This is a genomic window from Nordella sp. HKS 07, from assembly GCF_011046735.1.
Classification (GTDB): Bacteria; Pseudomonadota; Alphaproteobacteria; order Rhizobiales; family Aestuariivirgaceae; genus Taklimakanibacter.
Genome location: NZ_CP049258.1, coordinates 2,768,220 through 2,786,497, shown reverse-complemented (window position 1 = coordinate 2,786,497; position 18,278 = coordinate 2,768,220). Strand labels below are relative to the sequence as shown.

Sequence of the window (18,278 nt, the reverse complement as noted above, 5' to 3'; positions counted from 1 at the left end):
TGCATGACCGTTTCCAAACGCGCTCTCGATGCCCTGCTCCAGCATCGCGCGACCAAAGGCGTGCGCGACATGCGCCAGGCCTTCAACGACGATCCGCTGCGCTTCAAGCATTTCTCGCTTTCTCTCGGCGATCTCTTGCTCGACTGGTCGAAATGCGCGGTGACGGCCGAGACCATGAAGCTTCTGCACGCGCTCGCGGCGGCGAGCGACGTCGAAGCCAAGCGCGACCAGATGTTCGCGGGCGAGCCCATCAATACCAGCGAGCAACGTGCCGTGCTGCATGTGGCGCTGCGTAACCGCTCGAACCGTCCGATGCGCGTCGACGGCAAGGACGTCATGCCCGAGGTCAATCACGTCCTGACCCAGATGCGCGACTTCGCCACCGGCCTGCGCTCGGGCGCCATGGCCACCGCGAGCGGCAAACGCATCACCGATGTGGTCAATATCGGCATCGGCGGCTCCGATCTCGGCCCCGCGATGACGGTGCTGGCGCTCTCGCCCTATCATGACGGACCGCGCCTCCATTTCATCTCCAATGTCGACGGCGCGCATTTTGCCGATACGATCAAGAATCTCGATCCGGCGCGCACCTTGTTCCTCATCGCGTCGAAGACCTTCACCACCATCGAGACGATGACCAATGCGCATTCGGCGCGCGAATGGATCGTCAAGCATCTGGGCGAGATGGCGGTGCCCAAGCATTTCGCCGCGATCTCGACGGCGCTCGACCGGGTCAAGGGCTTCGGCATCGGCGAAGAACGCACTTTCGGATTCTGGGACTGGGTGGGCGGGCGTTATTCGGTATGGTCAGCCATCGGCCTGCCGCTGATGATCGCCATAGGGCCTGAGAATTTCGGCCATTTCCTTGCCGGCGCGCATGAGATGGACGAGCATTTCCGCTCGGCCCCGCTCGAGCAGAATCTGCCGATCACTCTCGGCCTCATCGGCGCCTGGCACCGCAATATCTGCGCCTATGCGACACGCGCCGTCATCCCTTATGACCAGCGTCTCGCCAGGCTTCCGGCCTATCTGCAGCAGCTCGACATGGAATCGAACGGCAAGGGCGTCGAACGCGACGGGACGCCCATCGAGACCGAGACCGGCCCGGTGGTGTGGGGCGAGCCCGGCACCAACGGCCAGCACGCCTTCTTCCAGCTCATCCACCAGGGCACCAGCGTGATCCCGGTCGAATTCCTGATCGGCGCGCAATCGCATGAGCCGGCCTTGGCCAACCATCACAATCTTTTGATGGCGAATTGCCTGGCGCAGTCGGAGGCGCTGATGCGCGGACGCACGCTCGCGGAAGCCACGGCGCAAGTGCTGGCGCAAGGCAAGAGCGAGGCGGAAGCGGCACGGCTGGCGCCGCACCGCGTCTTCACCGGCAACCGGCCCTCGCTCACCATCGCTTACAAGAAGCTCGACCCGCGGACGCTCGGCCGCCTCATCGCGCTTTATGAGCACCGTGTCTTCGTCGAGGCGGCGATCTGGAACATCAATGCCTTCGATCAGTGGGGTGTCGAGCTCGGCAAGGAGCTGGCGACCGGCCTCCTGCCGGTCGTCGAGGGCAAGGAGGACGCCCAGATGCGCGACGCCTCGACCCAGGGCCTCGTCGCCCATCTGCGGAATTTGCGCTAGGGTTAAGGCGTATTGACAGTCTCGGGCCCTTCGGCCTCACTCAGGGGACATGTCCTCCTTCTGGAAGAGATTCAGCAAAGACCGGGTCGCGCTCTTCGGCCTCGCGGTCATCGTCATCGTCGTGCTGGCGGCCCTCCTGGCGCCGGTCGTCGCCCCCTACGACCCCAGTGAGCAGTTCTTCGACGGCCTCACCCTCGAGGGCGCGCCCCTGCCGCCCAATGAGCGCTTCTTGTTCGGCACCGACACCAATGGCCGCGACCAGCTCTCGCGCCTTCTCTATGGCGCCCGCACGTCGCTCCTGATCGGCCTCGTCGCCAACGGCATCGCGGTTCTGATCGGCACGCTGCTCGGCGTCGTCGCCGGCTATACGCGGGGCTTCGTCGGCGCCGCCATCATGCGCTTCACCGACCTGATGATGGCCTTCCCGCCCCTGCTGCTGGCGATCGCGCTCACCGCAATATTGAAGCCTGGCCTGTCGATCGTCATCGTGGTCATCGCGCTCGTCAACTGGGTGCAGATCGCGCGCGTCATCTATACCGAGACGACCTCGCTCGCCGAGCGAGAATATATCGAGGCGGCCCGGGCGCTCGGAGCCTCGGGCCCGCGCATCCTGTTCCGCCACCTGATCCCGCATCTGGTACCCACCATCATCGTCTATGCGACGCTCGGCATCGCCACCACGGTGCTGCTCGAAGCCATGCTCTCCTTCCTCGGCCGCGGCGTGCAGCCGCCGACTCCCGCCTGGGGCATGATGATCTTCGAGAGCCAGTCCTATTTCCTCAACGCTCCCTGGCTTGTCTTTATACCTGGGGCGGCGATCCTGATCGTGGCGCTCGCCTTCAACCTGGCGGGCGACGGCTTGCGCGACGCGCTCGACCCGACGCAGAGAGGACGGCGCTGATGCTTCTCTATCTCGCCAGGCGCCTATCGGCATCGGCCCTCATCCTGGTGGGGGTGACGATCGTAACCTTCTGCCTCACCTTCCTCATCCCGGCGGATCCCGTGGCGATGATCGCCGGGCGCAATTCGACGCCCGAAATGCGCGAGCAGATCCGCATCCAGCTCGGCCTCGACCGGCCGCTGGTCGAGCAATATGTCCGCTATGCGCAGAAACTGGCGCGCGGCGATTTCGGCATCTCCTATGCGCGCAAGAGCGAAGTGGGCCCGCTCATCGCCTCCAGGCTTCCGGCTACGCTGCTGCTCATGCTGGGGGCGATCATCGCCGAGCTCCTGATCGGCATCCCGGCCGGGCTCTATGCCGCGGCGCGGCGCGGACGGAGCGGCGACAAGGTGGCGATGACGCTGTCCTTCCTCACCGTCTCGACGCCGCAATTCGTGCTGGGCCTGAGCCTCCTCTATTTCTTCTCCTATCTGCTCGGCTGGTTTCCCCTGAGCGGCTATGGCTCGCTCAGTCATCTCATCCTGCCGGCGGTCACGCTGGGGCTCGCCGGCGGCGGCTGGTATTCGCGCATGATGCGCTCCTCGATGATCGAGATCCTGCGCCAGGACTATATAAGGACGGCGCGCGCCAAGGGTATGAGCGAGAAACGGGTGATGCTCGTCCACGGCCTGCGCAACGCCATATTGCCGATCATCGCCATGATCGGGCTCGATGTGGGAATCTTCATGTCGGGCGTGGTGGTGGTGGAGAATGTCTTCGGCTGGCCGGGCATCGGCCAGTTGATGTGGCAGGCCATCCAGTCGCTCGACATTCCGATCATCATGGGGATAACGACGGTCGCCGCCTTGTTTATCGTGGCGGGAAACCTTCTGGCCGACCTCGTCGCCCCCCTGATTGACCCGCGCATCCGCTTGCGCTGATATGCGGTGCGATTTTAGTTCATATATAAAATAACAGGGAGATTTGACCATGCGAGCCTTTCTGATTTCGACCGCCGCCGCCTTGGCCCTCCTCGCCTCGGCCCCGTACGCCTTGGCGCAAAGCCCCAAGCAAGGGGGTGCGGCCGTCGTGACTTTCAACAACGACCTGACCACGCTCGACCCGCAAGTGGGCTATGACTGGCAGAATTGGTCGGTCATCAAGTCGATCTTCGACGGGCTCATGGATTACAAGCCCGGCACCACCGAGCTCGAGCCCGATCTCGCCGAAAGCTACACCATTTCCGATGACGGCCTGACCTACACCTTCAAGCTGCGCGACGGCGTCAAATTCCACAATGGCCGCGCGATGACGCCGGCCGATGTCAAATATTCCATCGAGCGCGCCGTCAATCCGGCCACGCAGAGCCCGGGGGGCGGCTATTTCAGCGCCATCGACGGCTATGACGCGATGGCGGGCGGCAAGGCCACCGAGCTTTCCGGCATCCGCATCGTCGACGACAAGACGGTCTCCATCACCCTCACCCGGCCCGACGCCACCTTCCTGCATCTGATGGCGATCAACTTCGCCTATATCGTGCCGAAGGAGGAAGTCGAGAAAGCGGGCGCCGACTGGGGCAAGAAGCCGGTCGGCACCGGCGCCTTCAAATTCACCGAATGGGTGCCGGGCCAGCGCATCGTGCTCGAGCGCAACAAGGACTATTACAAGCCGGGCGTGCCCTATCTCGACAAGCTCACCTTCGAATTCGGCCAGGATCCGACCGTCGCCATCCTCAGGCTCAAGAATGGCGAGGTCGACATCATGGGTGACGGGATTCCGCCCGCCCAGTTCACCGAGATCATGGCCGATCCCGCCAACAAGGATCTCGTCGCCATCGGCGATCAGCTGCAGACCGGCTATGTGACGATGAATGTCACCCAACCGCCCTTTGACAATCTGAAAGTCCGTCAGGCGGTCAATATGGCGATCAACAAGGACCGCATCGTCAGGCTCGTCAATAATCGCGCGGTTCCGGCAACCCAGGCGCTGCCGCCCGCCATGCCCGGCTACAACAAGGACAACAAGGGCTATCCGTATGATCCCGAGGGAGCCAAGAAGCTGCTCGCCGAGGCCGGACAGCCGGAAGGTTTCACCACCGAGCTCTATGCGATGAATGTCGATCCCAATCCGCGCATCGCCCAGGCGATCCAGCAGGATCTCGCCGCGGTCGGCATCAAGGCCGAGATCCGCTCTCTGGCGCAGGCCGAGGTCATCGCCGCCGGCGGCTCCGGCAAGGCGCCGATGATCTGGTCGGGCGGCATGGCGTGGATCGCCGACTTCCCGGATCCGGCCAATTTCTACTACGGCATCCTGGGCTGCGCCGGCGCCGTCGAAGGCGGCTGGAACTGGTCGAAATACTGCAACAAGGAGCTCGATGGACGCGCCGAGAACGCCGATACGATGGTGAAGGCCGACCAGGCCGCGACCCGCATCAACGAATGGAGGAGCGTGTTCGACGACGTGCTCAAGGACGCGCCGTGGGCGCCGATCTTCAACGAGAAGCGCTTCACCTTTCATTCGGCAAGGCTCGGTGGTGATCCGATCCTCTATACCGATCCGATCCATATTCCGATCCACTACGACTATATTTTCGCGAAAGACGCCCAATAGCGTGGCCATGACGCGATGACGGCTGAATCCCCTCTCCCCCCACGGGGGAGAGGGTTAGGGTGAGGGGGAACAGGCCGAGCGAACTGCGCGAGGCGCGAGAGAAGTTCACCGCCGGTTCCCCCTCACCGTCCCAATGCTTCGCATTGGGCCCCTCCCTCTCCCCCGTTGGGGGCGAGGGTAAAAAGGACAGGACTCATCAAGCATGAAACATAATCACACCATCCATCAGTGCCATTTCGGCTGGTCCAATGCGAACAAGCCGGTGGTGACGATCGCGCCCGGGGAATCGATCGAGTTCGACCCGCTCGATTCTTCCGGCGGCCAGATCACGCCGCAATCGACGACGGCGGAGCTCGGCCGGCTCGATTTCGGCAAGCTCAATCCGGTGGCGGGTCCCGTCTATATCGACGGGGCCGAACCCGGCGACGCGATCAAGGTCACGCTGCTCTCCTTCACGCCGTCCGGTTGGGGCTGGACGGCGAATATCCCAGGCTTCGGGCTGCTCGCCGACCAGTTCAAGGACCCGGCGCTGCATATATGGAAATATGACCCGGGCACGCTCGCACCGGCCATGTTCGGCCCGGGCGGGCGCGTGCCGCTCAAGCCCTTCTGCGGCACGATCGGCCTCGCCCCCGCCGAGCCCGGCACGCATTCGATCGTGCCGCCGCGCCGCATGGGCGGCAATATGGACATCCGCGATATCGCCCAAGGCGCCGAGCTCTATCTGCCGGTCGAGGTGAAAGGCGGATTGTTCAGCGTCGGCGACACGCATGCGACGCAAGGCGACGGCGAGGTCTGCGGCACGGCGATCGAAAGCCCGTGCAAGGTCGCGGCCAAGTTCGAGCTGATCAAGGGCGCCAATCTGGCCTTCCCGCGCTTCACGACACCCGGACCGGTCTCGCGCCATCTCGATGCCAAGGGCTATGAGGTGACGACCGGCATCGGCCCCGATCTCTTCGAAGGCGCGCGCCAGGCGGTGATGGGCATGATCGACCTCTTGACCAAGCGCCACAAGATGAGCGCCGTCGAGGCCTATATGCTGTGCTCGGTCTGCGCCGATCTGCGCATCAGCGAAATCGTCGACATGCCGAACTGGGTCGTTTCGCTGTATTTCCCGCGCGTCGTGTTTGAATGACCGACGCGTTGCCCGCGCTCCTCTCCGTCCAGGGCCTCTCGATCGGCTTCACGACGGAAGAGGGGCCGATCCGGGTCGTCGAGGATGTCTCCTTCACCGTCGCCGCCGGCGAGACCATGGGCCTCGTCGGCGAATCGGGCTGCGGCAAGAGCGTTACGGCGCAGACCATCATGCGGCTCCTGCCGTCGCCGCCGTCGCGCATCGAGGCGGGGCGCATCGCCTTCGACGGCAGCGATCTGGCGCAGGCGGACGAGATGACGATGCGCGCGATCAGGGGCGACAAGATCGCCATGATCTTCCAGGAGCCGATGACGAGCCTCAATCCGACCATGACGATCGGCGGGCAGATCGCCGAGGCCTTGCTCTTGCATCGCGGACTCAATGCACGCAACGCCAGGCCGCTGGTGCTCGATATGCTGACGCAAGTCGGCATCGGGCGGCCGGAGAAGCGCTATGCGCAATATCCGCATGAATTGTCGGGCGGCTTGCGCCAGCGGGTGATGATCGCCATGGCGCTCATCTGCGGGCCGAAGCTGCTGATCGCCGATGAGCCGACCACCGCGCTCGACGTCACCATCCAGGCGCAGATCCTCGAATTGATGAAGGCGCTGCAGCGCGAGCGCGCCATCGCCATCCTGCTCATCACCCATGATCTCGGTGTCGTGGAGGAGATGTGCGATCATGTCGTCGTCATGTATGCCGGCCGCATCGCCGAGACGGCGAAGGCGAGTGAGCTCTTTGCCAGGCCGCGCCATCCCTATACGGCGGGCCTTCTCGCCGCGGCGCCGCGCCATGCCCGGCGTGGCCAGACGCTCACGACCATTCCGGGCACGGTGCCGCCGCCCGGCGAGCGCGGTCGCGGCTGCAGCTTCGCCGAGCGCTGCGACCGGGCGCTGCCGCGCTGCCGGCACGATGTGCCGTCGCTCACCGGCGACGGCCATCGCGCCGCCTGCTGGAATCCGGTGCCATGACCAGCCGCCCCCTCCTCGTCGCCGAAAATCTCGTCAAGCACTACAAAGCGCGCGGCGGCGAAGGGGTTGCGCGCGCCGTCGACGGTGTCAGCCTGACGCTCAAGAAGGGCGAGACGCTGGGCATTGTCGGGGAATCGGGCTGCGGCAAGTCGACTTTGGCGCGGCTTGTGCTGCGCCTGATCGAGCCGACCTCGGGGCGCGTGCTGCTCGACGGCGAGGATATTCTGGCGCTCAAGCCGGGCAGCCTGCGCAGGAGGCGGCGCGACATGCAGATCGTCTTCCAGGATCCCTTCGCCTCGCTCGACCCACGCATGACGGTCGGCCAGATCATCGCCGAGCCGCTCGACATCCATGGCGTGGGCCAGCGCGGCGATCGCCGGCACAAGGTGGAGGATCTGCTCCTGATGGTGGGCCTCGACCGCTCGGCAACCGGACGCTACCCGCATGAATTTTCGGGCGGTCAGCGCCAGCGCATCGGCATTGCCAGGGCCATCGCGCTCGAGCCCAGGCTGCTCGTCCTCGACGAGCCGGTCTCGGCGCTCGACGTCTCTATCCAGTCGCAGATCCTCAATCTGCTGATCGATCTCAAATCGCGCCTCGATTTGTCCTATATCTTCATCTCGCATGATCTCTCGGTGGTCGAGCATGTGAGCGACCGTGTCCTGGTGATGTATCTCGGCCGCATCGTCGAGGAAGGAGCCGCATCACAGGTGCTGCGCCAGCCGAACCATCCCTATACCGAGGCACTGGTCTCGGCGGTGCCGGGGGCGAAGAAGGGCCGGCGCATCGTGCTCACGGGCGATCCGCCGTCTCCCGAAGCGGTGCCGGAAGGCTGCCGCTTCCATCCGCGCTGCCCGAAGGTCATGGAAATCTGCCGCCGGAGCGCGCCGCCCACCGTCACGGGCGCCGGCAGCGCCCGGGTCGAATGCCATCTCTACGGGCCGGCGGCGCCGGGGCCTTGAGTGGATTCGAGTGAGCGCGCGTCGCAGCGAAATGAAAATCCGGGTGCAAACGCTCGTCGCCAAAGTCTGCAATCTTGGCGGGTTTGCTCGCGCGCATCCCGGCGAAGTGGCTCACTTCGCCGAAAGGATTCGCGCCAATCAATATTCTGGAGCAAATCCTTATCGCCAAAGTCTTCAACTTTGGCGGGTTTGCTCCAGACGCAAAATGCTCTAGGAAGTGTCATGATCTCACGCCAAGCCAAATATGCGCTGCGCGCCCTCATCGCGCTGTCGCGCATCGCGCCAGGAAGTGCCGCGCAGACGTCCGACATCGCCGCGGCCGAGAAGATTCCGAAGAAGTTTCTGGAACAGATTTTGCTGCGCCTCAAAAACCAGGGCATGGTGCAGAGCCGGCGTGGCAATCGCGGCGGCTACGCGCTGCTGAAGCCCGCTTCCGAGATCACTTTCGCGCAGGTCCTGCGCACCATCGACGGGCCGATCGCGCCGCTGCCCTGTCTCAGCATCATCGCCTATGCGCGCTGCGAGGACTGCAAGGACGAGTACACCTGCGAGATACGCAAGGTCTTCGCCCGCGTCATCGAGCCGACCCGGCTAGTGCTGGAGCGCACCACCATCGCCGATGCCGCCGCCGGACGCGCCATCGACCTGGAATCCTTGCCGCAAATGGCGTGATATTCGGGTCATCCCCCCCAAAACATTGATATAACTCAGTAAAATTTGGTTAGCAGATTATTGCTTGACTAACCCTATAAAGCCAGTAGAGTTTCTCGTGTTCTAGCCGCTCAGGAGAAATCCGATGGCCTCACTTAAATCTTTCCTGCCGTTCTGGCGGAAGAAGATCTCGGGCAGCGAGGCCGGTATCCCCGCCGCCCCGCCGGACAATTTCGGCGCCGCCTCGAGCTTCGAGCTCCAATTCGACCGACTGATGGACGACCCTGCCGCCCCGCGTGACGCACTGTTTCCCGTCCGCAGCTGTAGAGGCTGATTTTCGACCGGGCGCCCAGTCGTCCCGGAACATTCAAATCTCCTGAACGTTGCCGCTCAAGGCGTGAAATCTCTACGCCGGGACCGGCGAAGCTTTGACTAACTCATTCACGGAGTAAGCTCATGTTTCGACGCAGTTTCCTCGCATTAGCCGCAGTCTCGGCGCTGTTCACCACAGCCGCCCGGGCCGACACCGAACTCCTCAATGTCTCCTATGACCCGACCCGCGAGCTCTATCAGGAGCTGAACGAGGCCTTCGCCAAGCAGTGGCAGGCCAAGACCGGCGAAACGATCACCATCCAGCAATCGCATGGCGGTTCCGGCAAACAGGCGCGCGCTGTCATCGACGGCCTCGAAGCCGATGTGGTGACGCTGGCGCTCGCCTATGACATCGACGCGATCGCCAAGAAGGGACTGATCGCGGCGGACTGGCAGAAGCGGCTCGCCAATAACAGCGCGCCTTACACCTCGACCATCGTCTTCCTGGTGCGCAAGGGCAATCCCAAGGGCATCAAGGACTGGTCCGATCTGACGAAGCAGGGCGTGCAGGTGATCACGCCCAATCCGAAGACGTCGGGTGGTGCGCGCTGGAACTACCTGGCCGCCTGGGGCTATGCGCTGCACAAGAACAACAAGGACGAGACCGCGGCGCGCAATTTCGTCGCCGACCTCTACCGTAATGTGCCGGTGCTCGACACGGGTGCGCGCGGCTCGACCGTGACCTTCGTCGAACGCGGCATCGGCGACGTTCTGCTCGCCTGGGAAAACGAAGCCTTCCTGGCGCTCAAGGAATTCGGCACCGACAAATTCGAGATCGTGGTGCCGAGCGAGAGCATCCTGGCCGAGCCGCCGGTGGCGGTCGTCGATGCGGTGGTCGACCAGAAGGGCACGCGCAAGCAGGCCGAAGCCTATCTGAACTTCCTCTATTCGCCTGAAGCCCAGGAGATCGTCGCGAAGAACTCCTACCGGCCGCGCGATGCGGCGGTCGAGGCGAAATACAAGGACGCCTTCCCGAAGATATCGCTCTTCACCATCGACGACGAGTTCGGCGGCTGGAAGGCGGCGCAGGAGAAGCACTTCGCCGATGGCGGCGTGTTCGACCAGATCTACAAGCCCAGCAATTGAGGCGTGGCATGACTGGCCCTGAGGATGCCGAGACACCCTCTCCCCCCGCGGGGGAGAGGACTGGGGTGAGAGGGAACAAATGGAACGGCTTCCGAGGGAAGCTCCGGAAGCTGACCGCCCTTCCCCCCTCACCCTCCCTCGCTCCCGAAGGGGGCGAGGGTAATTCTTCCCCTCCCGTCTTCTCTCTAGGTCTTATCCCACAGTGACCCCTCTCCCCAGACTGTGGCGAAAGCCGAGCGTGGTCCCAGGCTTCGGAATCACGCTCGGTCTTACTTTGATGTGGCTCAGCCTGATCGTGCTGATCCCGCTCTCAGGGCTCGTGCTGAAGGCGGCCACTCTCGGCTTCTCGGGCTTCTTCGACACGATCCTCACGGCGCGCGTGCTCGCCTCGCTCAAGCTCAGCTTCGGCCTGTCTCTCATCGCGGCGGCGATCAATGTGGTGATCGGGCTCCTCATCGCCTGGGTCCTGGTGCGTTACGACTTTCCGCTGCGCCGCATCCTCAGCGCCATGGTCGACATCCCCTTCGCCTTGCCGACCGCCGTCGCCGGCATCGCGCTCACCAACCTCTATGCGCCGAATGGCGCGTTGGGCTCGCTCTTCGGTCTCGCCGGCATCAAGATCGCCTTCACGCCGCTCGGCATTCTCGTCGCCCTCATCTTCATCGGCCTGCCTTTCGTGGTGCGCACCGTCGAGCCGGTGCTCGCCGACATCGACAAGGCGACGGAAGAGGCCGCCTCCTGCCTGGGTGCCACGCGCCTCGCCATTTTCCGGCGCGTCATCCTGCCCAGCATTCTGCCCGCCCTCCTCACCGGCTTCGCGCTCGCCTTCGCGCGCGCCGTCGGCGAATATGGTTCGGTGATCTTCATCGCCGGCAACCTGCCGATGGTGTCGGAGATCGCGCCGCTGCTCATCGTCATCAAGCTCGAGGAATTCGAGTATGAGCAGGCGACCGCCATCGCGGTGGCGATGCTCATCGCCTCCCTCGCTCTGCTCTTCCTCATCAATGTGCTGCAGGCCTGGGGCCGCAAACGTCAGGGAGCCGCCTGAGCCTCATGAACCGCGACCCGCTCTTCTTCCGCATCCTGCTGATCACGCTCGCCTTCCTGGTGATGGCGCTCCTGATCGGCCTGCCGCTCGTCACCGTTTTTGCGCAAGCCTTGTCGAAAGGCTGGGATGAATATGTCCTGGCGCTCATCGACAAGATGACGCTCTCGGCCATCCGCCTCACCTTGATCACCGCGCTCATCTCGGTCGCGGTCAATCTCGTCTTCGGCGTCATGGCCGCCTGGGCGATCGCCAAATACGAATTCAAGGGCAAGAGCTTCCTGCTCACGCTGATCGATCTGCCTTTCTCGGTCTCGCCGGTGATCGCGGGCCTCGTCTTCGTTCTCCTCTTCGGTCTGCAGGGGTGGCTTGGCCCGGCGCTCCAGGGCTCCGGCATCAAGATCATTTTCGCGCTGCCGGGCATCGTGCTCGCCACCATGTTCGTGACCTTTCCCTTCGTGGCGCGCGAGCTCATCCCCCTGATGCAGGAGCAAGGCACCGAGGACGAGGAAGCCGCCGTGTCGCTTGGCGCCTCAGGCCTGCAGACCTTCTTCCGGGTGACGCTGCCCAATATCAAATGGGGCCTCCTCTATGGCGTGCTTCTCTGCAATGCCCGCGCCATGGGCGAGTTCGGCGCCGTCTCGGTCGTTTCGGGGCATATCCGCGGCAGGACGAACACGATGCCGCTCCATGTCGAAATCCTCTATAATGAGTACAACTTCACGGCCGCCTTTGCCGTCGCCTCGCTGCTGGCGCTGCTCGCCTTCGTGACGCTGGCCGCGCAAAGCCTGCTCGAAAGGAAGAAGGGACACGCATGAGCATCGATGCCATCGACATCAGCAAGGGGTTCGACAGCTTCGTCGCCTTGAAGAGCGTCAGCCTGTCGGTCAATCGCGGCGAGCTCCTGGCGCTGCTCGGCCCCTCGGGTTCCGGCAAGACGACGCTCTTGCGCATCATCGCCGGGCTCGAATGGCCGGATGCCGGCGACGTAAGGATTGAAGGCAAGAGCGTGCTGCGCGTCGATGCGCGCGAGCGCGGCGTCGGCTTCGTGTTCCAGCATTATGCCCTGTTCCGCCATATGACCGTGTTCGACAATGTCGCCTTCGGGCTCACCGTCAGGGCGCGCAACGTGCGGCCGTCCACCGCCGAAATCGCCAAGCGCGTTCAGGAGCTGCTTGATCTCGTGCAGATCGGCAGGCTGATCAATCGCTATCCCTCCGAACTGTCGGGCGGCCAGCGCCAGCGTGTGGCGCTCGCCCGCGCCCTCGCCATCGAGCCGATCGTGCTCCTTCTCGACGAACCCTTCGGCGCGCTCGACGCCAAGGTGCGCAAGGAGCTCAGGCGCTGGCTGCGCCGCCTCAACGAAGAGACCGGTATGACCTCGATCTTCGTCACCCACGACCAGGAAGAAGCGATGGAGATCGCCGACCGGGTGGTGGTGATGAGCCAGGGCCGCATCGAGCAGATCGGCAAGCCGCGCGAGATCTACGAGAACCCGGCCAATCCCTTCGTGTGCGAATTCCTCGGCAGCGCCAACCGCATTCCCCTCACCTGGGCGGACGGCCGGATGACGCATCCGGCCATCGATCTCGACGCCATCACGGTGCGGCCTTCCTCCGTCGGCGCCGAGAACATCTATGTGCGTCCGCATGACATCGACATCGTCAAGGATGCGGCGGGCGTGGGCACGGTGCGCTTCCTGTCGGTGGTAGGGCCGATGGCCCGGGTCGATGTCGAGATCAACACGATCGACAAGCCGGTCGAGATCGAGATGCCGGCGCACCGGCTGACCCGCGCCGGGATAGAGATCGGCGCACCGGTGCGGCTGTCGGCGCTGAAGGGGCATATGTACTAGAGCATGCGTACTACCCTTACCCTGAGGTGGCCGCGAAGCGGCCCTCGAAGGGTCTCCTGCGGCATTCTCACTCTATCCTGGTGGAGGCTTCGCCTTCGGCGAAGCACCCAAGCATGAGGGTGTGAGTTAGAGCGCGCGGACCCCTTCTATGAGAGCGTCCGGCGAAAACGCTTCACAGATTGATCGGCAGCAGGTGATTGTCCCAGATCCATTTCTGCAGCCTGTCGGCGGCGATGCGCGTCAGCGTCTCGGCGCCTTCGACATAGGTGCGCACGCCATCATTGCCGGACGTAAGCAGGAACTGGCGATGATCGGGAAGAGCGGCGACGCCGCAGACATCGCTCATCCGCTCGCTCCCCAGGAACTCGCCGTTGCGCCGGTTCCATAGAGCGACGGCGCCGCCCTGCGGGCTCGTCGCGGCGATCATGTCCTCGCTCTTGTCGAGCGCGATGGAGCCGACATAGTTCGACATGCCCATGAGCTCGACTTCCGGCATTTCCAGAAGAGCGATCTTGCCGTCCGGGCTCACCGTGCCGACGAGCGGCGGCAGATCGTTGGGATTGCCCTGATACTGGCAGCCGAAGGCCACCGTGCGATCCTGCGCCACCGCCATGTGGCGGATGGACAAAGCGCGGTAAGGCTGGTCGAGCTGCAGCACCGCCAAAGTGCGGTCATGCGCCGCCTCGATGAGCGCGATATTGGGCTGGATGTCGCCGGGATTGAGCACCTCGCGGCCGGTTTCGGGCAAGGTGCGCAGGCCGCCATTGGCGACGACCAGCGTCGCGCCGTCCGGCAGGAAGGCCAGATCATGCGGACCGACGCCGCGCGAGGAAACCTCGCCGATGCGACGGAATGAGTCCGTCGCATCATAGATGCCGAGCACACCGTCGCCGGTGCGCGCATTGTTTTCCGTCGCATAGAGCAGGCGGCCGTCGGGCGTGAAGGCGCCATGGCCGTAGAAATGCCGGTCCGTGGCGGCGAGGACGGTTTGCGTCTCGCTCTTGCGGGTGGCATCGATGACGGCGAACCAGTTTCCGGGCCGTCGGGCGAAGACCACGATCTGCGATGTGGCGGGACGTGCGGTCGCGTCGTGGCCGCGCGACGGCAGCAGGGTCGAGAAGATCTCTTCGCCGTCGAGCGCGAACATCACCGCCGAAGCTTTGCCCTCCGCGTCCATGCGGCAGGACACGTAAAGCGGGACCCTGGCGCGCGCCGCCAGGCTTGCGCCGGGCATGACGCTCGCCGCGAGCGCCGCCGCCATCCCACGCAGAATGTCGCGTCGATCAATCACCATCGCGGCTGTTGAACCCCACGGTAACGCCGAGCAAGGCCGGAATCTCGTCATGCGCCTTGTCGCGCGCCGCGGCAATCGCATCGAGCACCAAGTAGAATTGCTGGCGCGCCTTGGCATCGACGACCGCCTTGCCGAAATCCTCGGGCAGGTTATCGGCAAAGCTCGCGGCCGTCGCTATGGTCGATATCGTGTCGCCTTCCTTCTCCGCCATGATGATCTTGCTCACATCGAGAAGCGCTTCGAGATTGAGCGTCAAGGCGCGCTTCGAGCGGGTGCTGCGCCAGCCCTCGGCCAATTGCGGGCGCGCCGAGCCGGCGTCCTTGCCGAGCACGGCGCGCAATTTCGCGTCCCTCATATAGCCGAAGGAAGCGAGGAAATCGGTGGCGATGCGCTGCGTCGCCTCCTTGGCCACGGCTTTCTCGGCGAGCTGGTCCTCCAGCTCATTGGTCCAGCCGAGGCGCACATCATGCGCGATCATCACGATGTTCCAGGCAATCGCCTGGCCGACCGCGCAGCGCCGGGCGCGGCGCTCACCGCTCAGCATTTCGGTTTCGGCATTGACGTCGAAGAGCAGACGTTCGAGGGCCGGCAGGCCTTGCGCCGCGACGCTGTTCTTGACGAAGAGCTCAGGTGTCAGATCGGCGACGCCGTCCTTTTCCAGGAGCAGCGCCAGGCCCTTGGCGGTGGCGTTCTTGCGCTCGGGCCAATAGGACAGGCGCTCGGCGCGGAACTCCTCGCTGACCGGTCCATAGCGCAGGAACTCGATCTGCGACCAGGAATCGGCGGTGGAGAGATAAGCGCGCTTCAAGAGCTTGAACCCTTCCGGATCGGGCTTGGCGCAGAAATCCGACCAGGCCTTCTCCTGCGCGTCGGCGGTCAAGGCGAGCGCTTGATAATGCGGAATGATGAAGCGCTCGACCAGCCGGCTCAGCACATCCTCGACAGCATGCGCCGGCGTCGCCGCTGCGATCAGCGCCAGACAGAGGAACAGCCGCCGGGAAAGCCGCATCACAGCGATCCCAGATAGTCGATCAGTTTGGCGCGGTCCGACGCGGACAGATTCATATAAAGGTCCTTCGCTTTCGCGGCCTCGCCACCATGCCAGCGTATGGCTTCATCGAGGGTGGCGGCACGCCCATCATGCAGATAGCGCCGCTTGCCGTTGCGCGACGCCAGATCGATCAAGGGAGCGGTGCGCCATTCATTCGCCGAGGCAAAGCCATCGGGGAAGCCGCCCGCCAGACCATCGCCCATATCATGCAAGAGGAGATCGGTGAAGACCGGCAAAGCGTCGCCGCTCTCCGATTTGAGGCTTTCGGTGTGGCAGGCCGCGCAGCCCGTTGCGGCAAGAAGACGCGCGCCTTCGGGATTGGCGGGAACCGGGCGCGGCGCGAGTGCTGCGACATAGGCCGCGACCATGTCGACCATTTGCTTCGAAATTTCCTCACCGTCAGTTTCCGGGCTGCGGCCATTGGCGTTGGCGAGGCATTTGATCTCGGCCTTGGTGCAGTCGCCATAAGGGAAAGGCTGGAATGGCGAAGACAGCCCCATATCGAGCATCATGGCGTCGGCGGTCTGGTCGGCGAGGCTCACCCCCGTCGCCTTGAGGCCGAAGCGGCCGATGCGCGAGCCTTCCGGTGTCGACACGATGCGGGCGCGGCCGGTGATACCGTCGCCATTGCGATCCTCGCTTTCGGCCTGCTTGAGGATCTCGGCCTCGGCCACGCGGGCGATGAGGCCGCGGCCGATGAGAGACGGCGCGACGCGGAACTCGGTGCGGGTCTCGGGCGCTGGCTTGGCGTCGTTAAAGGTGATCCTGGCGCGCATCAGCGGCAGGCCGTTCGGGCTTTGCTCGAGATAGGGGTCAATGCGCGCCTCAGGCGCCAGACCCGGTATGGCATGTTCCTGCAGCTGGCGGCCGAGAAACGGATCGGCATGGCCTTGCGCGTCGCCGAGCCGCACGACGAAGCCGGCCACACCGAGCACGCCATCGATCATCGAGAAGCGCGCGCCATTGCCGTTCTTGTGGCAGGAGGCGCAAGCGCCGGCATTGAAGAGCGGGCCCAGCCCGTCGGCGGTATTGGTGGAGGCCGGCGCCTGCACCCAGCGACGCTCGAACAAAGCCTTGCCTACCGCCGAATCGAGCTCCTCGGGCGCGGGATGCGAAAAAGTGGATACCGGTTTTTCGCCAGAATCCCGCGCTAAATTAATGGAATCGATCACGTTTGTGAGTTTGGATCGATTCGATCCAAACTCACCGTGATCTTGCGCGAGAGAGCTGGCGGTGAGACAGAGAAAGGTGGCGCAGGCCGTGCGGAACGCCGTCATGTGTTCGCGAAATAACCCATCATGCCGGTCTCCAGATGTTCCAATATGTGGCAGTGGAACATCCACCTACCGGGCGTTGCAACGAAGGCGATCTCGATGCGCTCCTTAGGGAGAACCAGAACTGTGTCGGCATAATGGACAGGCAGGTTGCGCCTGGAGGACGAGAGCACCTTGAATGTATGTCCATGCAGATGAATCGGATGCGGATGCGGCGTCGCGTTCTGCAGCATGAACCGGTAGCTCTTGCCCGCCTGAAGCCGTGCCAGCGGCGGCGGCAGCTTGCGATGTCCATCATTCGGCCAGGACCGTTTGTTGATCGCCCAGAAGGTACGCTCGGCGGTGCACAATTCATCCAATATGACCTTGGATAAAGGATCATTCGGGTCGAGCGTATCGACGAAGCTGGCGATCGAATCGGAGGCCGCGCCGAAGACATAGGCCTGCCGCTCTGCCGCCGAAAGATCGGCCTCGGGCAGGCGCGCGGCATAAAGCGGAGCCGGGTCGAAGCCGCCGGCCTGGCGGTCAGGTCCTTCCACCTCGAGCTCGGCCAGATCGAAGATCTCGGCCGGAAAATAGTCGCGGATGAGCACCTTGCCGCCGGCCTTGGGCGTGCGCAGCACCAGATCGACGCGCGAGGCGGCGCCGAGGCGCCAGCTGCAGAGCGGCAAAGCGGGGAGCGGATTGCCATCGATGGCGATGATGTGGGCTTCGGCCCCTTCCACGCCCACATCCATCATGCGGGTCGAATCGAGATTGAGAAGGCGCAGGCGGATGTCCGCGGAAGCTGGAACCTTGCGCGTGAGGCTGCGCTGGCCGTTGACGGTACGAACCGTGCCGAACGTGCCGGCGCGCGCCGCCCCGCTGTCGGTCGTGAAGGGTAGGAAGCTGCCATCGGCATCGAGGCGCCAGTCCTTGGCGATGAGAACCAGCTCGTCGTCGAAAGGCCGGCTTTCATCACCCTCGACGATGAGGACGCCAACCAGCCCATGGCCGACCTGTCCCGTTTCGTTGCAATGAGGATGAAAGAAGAAGGTCCCGGTATCGGGAAGCGGGAAATCATAGACGAAGCTGTTCCCCGGCTCCACCGGTTGCTGCGTCACATACTGGACGCCGTCCATCGCATTGGGCACGCGCACGCCATGCCAGTGAATGGAGGTGTGCTCGGCGAGGCTGTTTCTGAGCGTGGCGCGCAGACGATCGCCGCGCCGCGCGCGCAGTATGGGAAAGAGCTCATCGCCATAGGTCCATAGCGTGCTTTTGGGTCCGTCGGCGCCGAACAACTCGACGCTGCGTGCCTTGGCTTCGAGCGTCACCTCATGCGTGGCGGAGGCGCCGACGCGTGGGGGCGCTTCGGGCAGCGGCTTCGCCGTGTCGGCACGCGACAGCGACAGCAAAGCGGGGGCGGCAAGGCCCCCGGCAGCGGCGGTGAGAACGGCCCGGCGCGTCAGCATGGG

Annotated in this window: 17 protein-coding genes; 13 read left to right on the top strand and 4 right to left on the bottom strand. The window is 64.2% G+C overall.

All coding sequences use genetic code 11. The annotated features are described in order from the left end of the window. Positions 1-3: 3 nt before the first annotated feature. From pgi to G5V57_RS13090, 13 genes are all read left to right on the top strand, one after another. The gene (gene pgi, locus G5V57_RS13150; protein ID WP_165167944.1) at positions 4-1,635 is read left to right on the top strand and encodes a glucose-6-phosphate isomerase; all 1,632 of its coding nucleotides are present in this window, start codon (positions 4-6) and stop codon (positions 1,633-1,635) included. A gap of 49 nt (positions 1,636-1,684) precedes the next feature. Beyond that, the gene (locus G5V57_RS13145) at positions 1,685-2,536 is read left to right on the top strand and encodes an ABC transporter permease (RefSeq protein WP_165167943.1); all 852 of its coding nucleotides are present in this window, start codon (positions 1,685-1,687) and stop codon (positions 2,534-2,536) included. Further along, positions 2,536-3,456, top strand: coding sequence for an ABC transporter permease (locus tag G5V57_RS13140; protein WP_165167942.1), 921 nt, complete (start codon positions 2,536-2,538; stop codon positions 3,454-3,456). The genes G5V57_RS13145 and G5V57_RS13140 overlap by 1 nt, the downstream gene beginning before the upstream one ends. Positions 3,457-3,505: 49 nt before the next feature. Beyond that, on the top strand, positions 3,506-5,125 hold the full coding sequence (locus G5V57_RS13135; protein ID WP_165167941.1) for an ABC transporter substrate-binding protein: 1,620 nt from the start codon (positions 3,506-3,508) through the stop codon (positions 5,123-5,125). Between the two features lie 202 nt (positions 5,126-5,327). Next, positions 5,328-6,260, top strand: coding sequence for an acetamidase/formamidase family protein (locus G5V57_RS13130; RefSeq protein ID WP_165167940.1), 933 nt, complete (start codon positions 5,328-5,330; stop codon positions 6,258-6,260). Beyond that, a complete protein-coding gene (locus tag G5V57_RS13125) occupies positions 6,257-7,231 on the top strand; it encodes an ABC transporter ATP-binding protein (RefSeq protein ID WP_165167939.1) in 975 nt (324 codons plus the stop codon). The genes G5V57_RS13130 and G5V57_RS13125 overlap by 4 nt, the downstream gene beginning before the upstream one ends. After that, complete coding sequence (locus G5V57_RS13120; protein WP_165167938.1) at positions 7,228-8,193, top strand: ABC transporter ATP-binding protein; 966 nt, start codon at positions 7,228-7,230, stop codon at positions 8,191-8,193. The genes G5V57_RS13125 and G5V57_RS13120 overlap by 4 nt, the downstream gene beginning before the upstream one ends. A gap of 222 nt (positions 8,194-8,415) precedes the next feature. Then, positions 8,416-8,865, top strand: coding sequence for an Rrf2 family transcriptional regulator (locus G5V57_RS13115; RefSeq protein WP_165167937.1), 450 nt, complete (start codon positions 8,416-8,418; stop codon positions 8,863-8,865). 124 nt (positions 8,866-8,989) lie between these two features. Beyond that, positions 8,990-9,178 (top strand): hypothetical protein, encoded by a 189-nt coding sequence (locus tag G5V57_RS13110; RefSeq protein ID WP_165167936.1) that lies wholly within the window; start codon positions 8,990-8,992, stop codon positions 9,176-9,178. A gap of 122 nt (positions 9,179-9,300) precedes the next feature. Then, positions 9,301-10,302: a sulfate ABC transporter substrate-binding protein gene (locus tag G5V57_RS13105; RefSeq protein ID WP_165167935.1), complete on the top strand. Its 1,002-nt coding sequence runs from the start codon at positions 9,301-9,303 to the stop codon at positions 10,300-10,302. Positions 10,303-10,579: 277 nt separating this feature from the next. Further along, positions 10,580-11,350, top strand: coding sequence for a sulfate ABC transporter permease subunit CysT (cysT, locus tag G5V57_RS13100; protein ID WP_165174082.1), 771 nt, complete (start codon positions 10,580-10,582; stop codon positions 11,348-11,350). A 5-nt stretch (positions 11,351-11,355) separates the two neighbouring features. Beyond that, complete coding sequence (gene cysW / locus G5V57_RS13095) at positions 11,356-12,165, top strand: sulfate ABC transporter permease subunit CysW (protein ID WP_165167934.1); 810 nt, start codon at positions 11,356-11,358, stop codon at positions 12,163-12,165. Continuing rightward, positions 12,162-13,202, top strand: coding sequence for a sulfate/molybdate ABC transporter ATP-binding protein (locus G5V57_RS13090; RefSeq protein WP_165167933.1), 1,041 nt, complete (start codon positions 12,162-12,164; stop codon positions 13,200-13,202). The genes cysW and G5V57_RS13090 overlap by 4 nt, the downstream gene beginning before the upstream one ends. A 172-nt stretch (positions 13,203-13,374) precedes the next feature. On the opposite strand, the gene G5V57_RS13085 is transcribed toward G5V57_RS13090, so the two are convergent. The 4 genes from G5V57_RS13085 to G5V57_RS13070 form a co-directional block, all read right to left on the bottom strand. After that, positions 13,375-14,496: a DUF1513 domain-containing protein gene (locus tag G5V57_RS13085; protein ID WP_165167932.1), complete on the bottom strand. Its 1,122-nt coding sequence runs from the start codon at positions 14,494-14,496 to the stop codon at positions 13,375-13,377. Then, a complete protein-coding gene (locus G5V57_RS13080) occupies positions 14,486-15,505 on the bottom strand; it encodes an imelysin family protein (RefSeq protein ID WP_165167931.1) in 1,020 nt (339 codons plus the stop codon). Before G5V57_RS13080 ends, G5V57_RS13085 begins: the two co-directional genes overlap by 11 nt. After that, positions 15,505-16,719: a di-heme oxidoredictase family protein gene (locus G5V57_RS13075; RefSeq protein WP_165167930.1), complete on the bottom strand. Its 1,215-nt coding sequence runs from the start codon at positions 16,717-16,719 to the stop codon at positions 15,505-15,507. The genes G5V57_RS13080 and G5V57_RS13075 overlap by 1 nt, the downstream gene beginning before the upstream one ends. A gap of 101 nt (positions 16,720-16,820) precedes the next feature. Then, positions 16,821-18,275 carry a multicopper oxidase family protein gene (locus G5V57_RS13070; RefSeq protein WP_165167929.1) on the bottom strand — a complete coding sequence of 485 codons (1,455 nt, stop codon included), beginning with the start codon at positions 18,273-18,275 and terminating at the stop codon, positions 16,821-16,823. Positions 18,276-18,278: the final 3 nt, after the last annotated feature.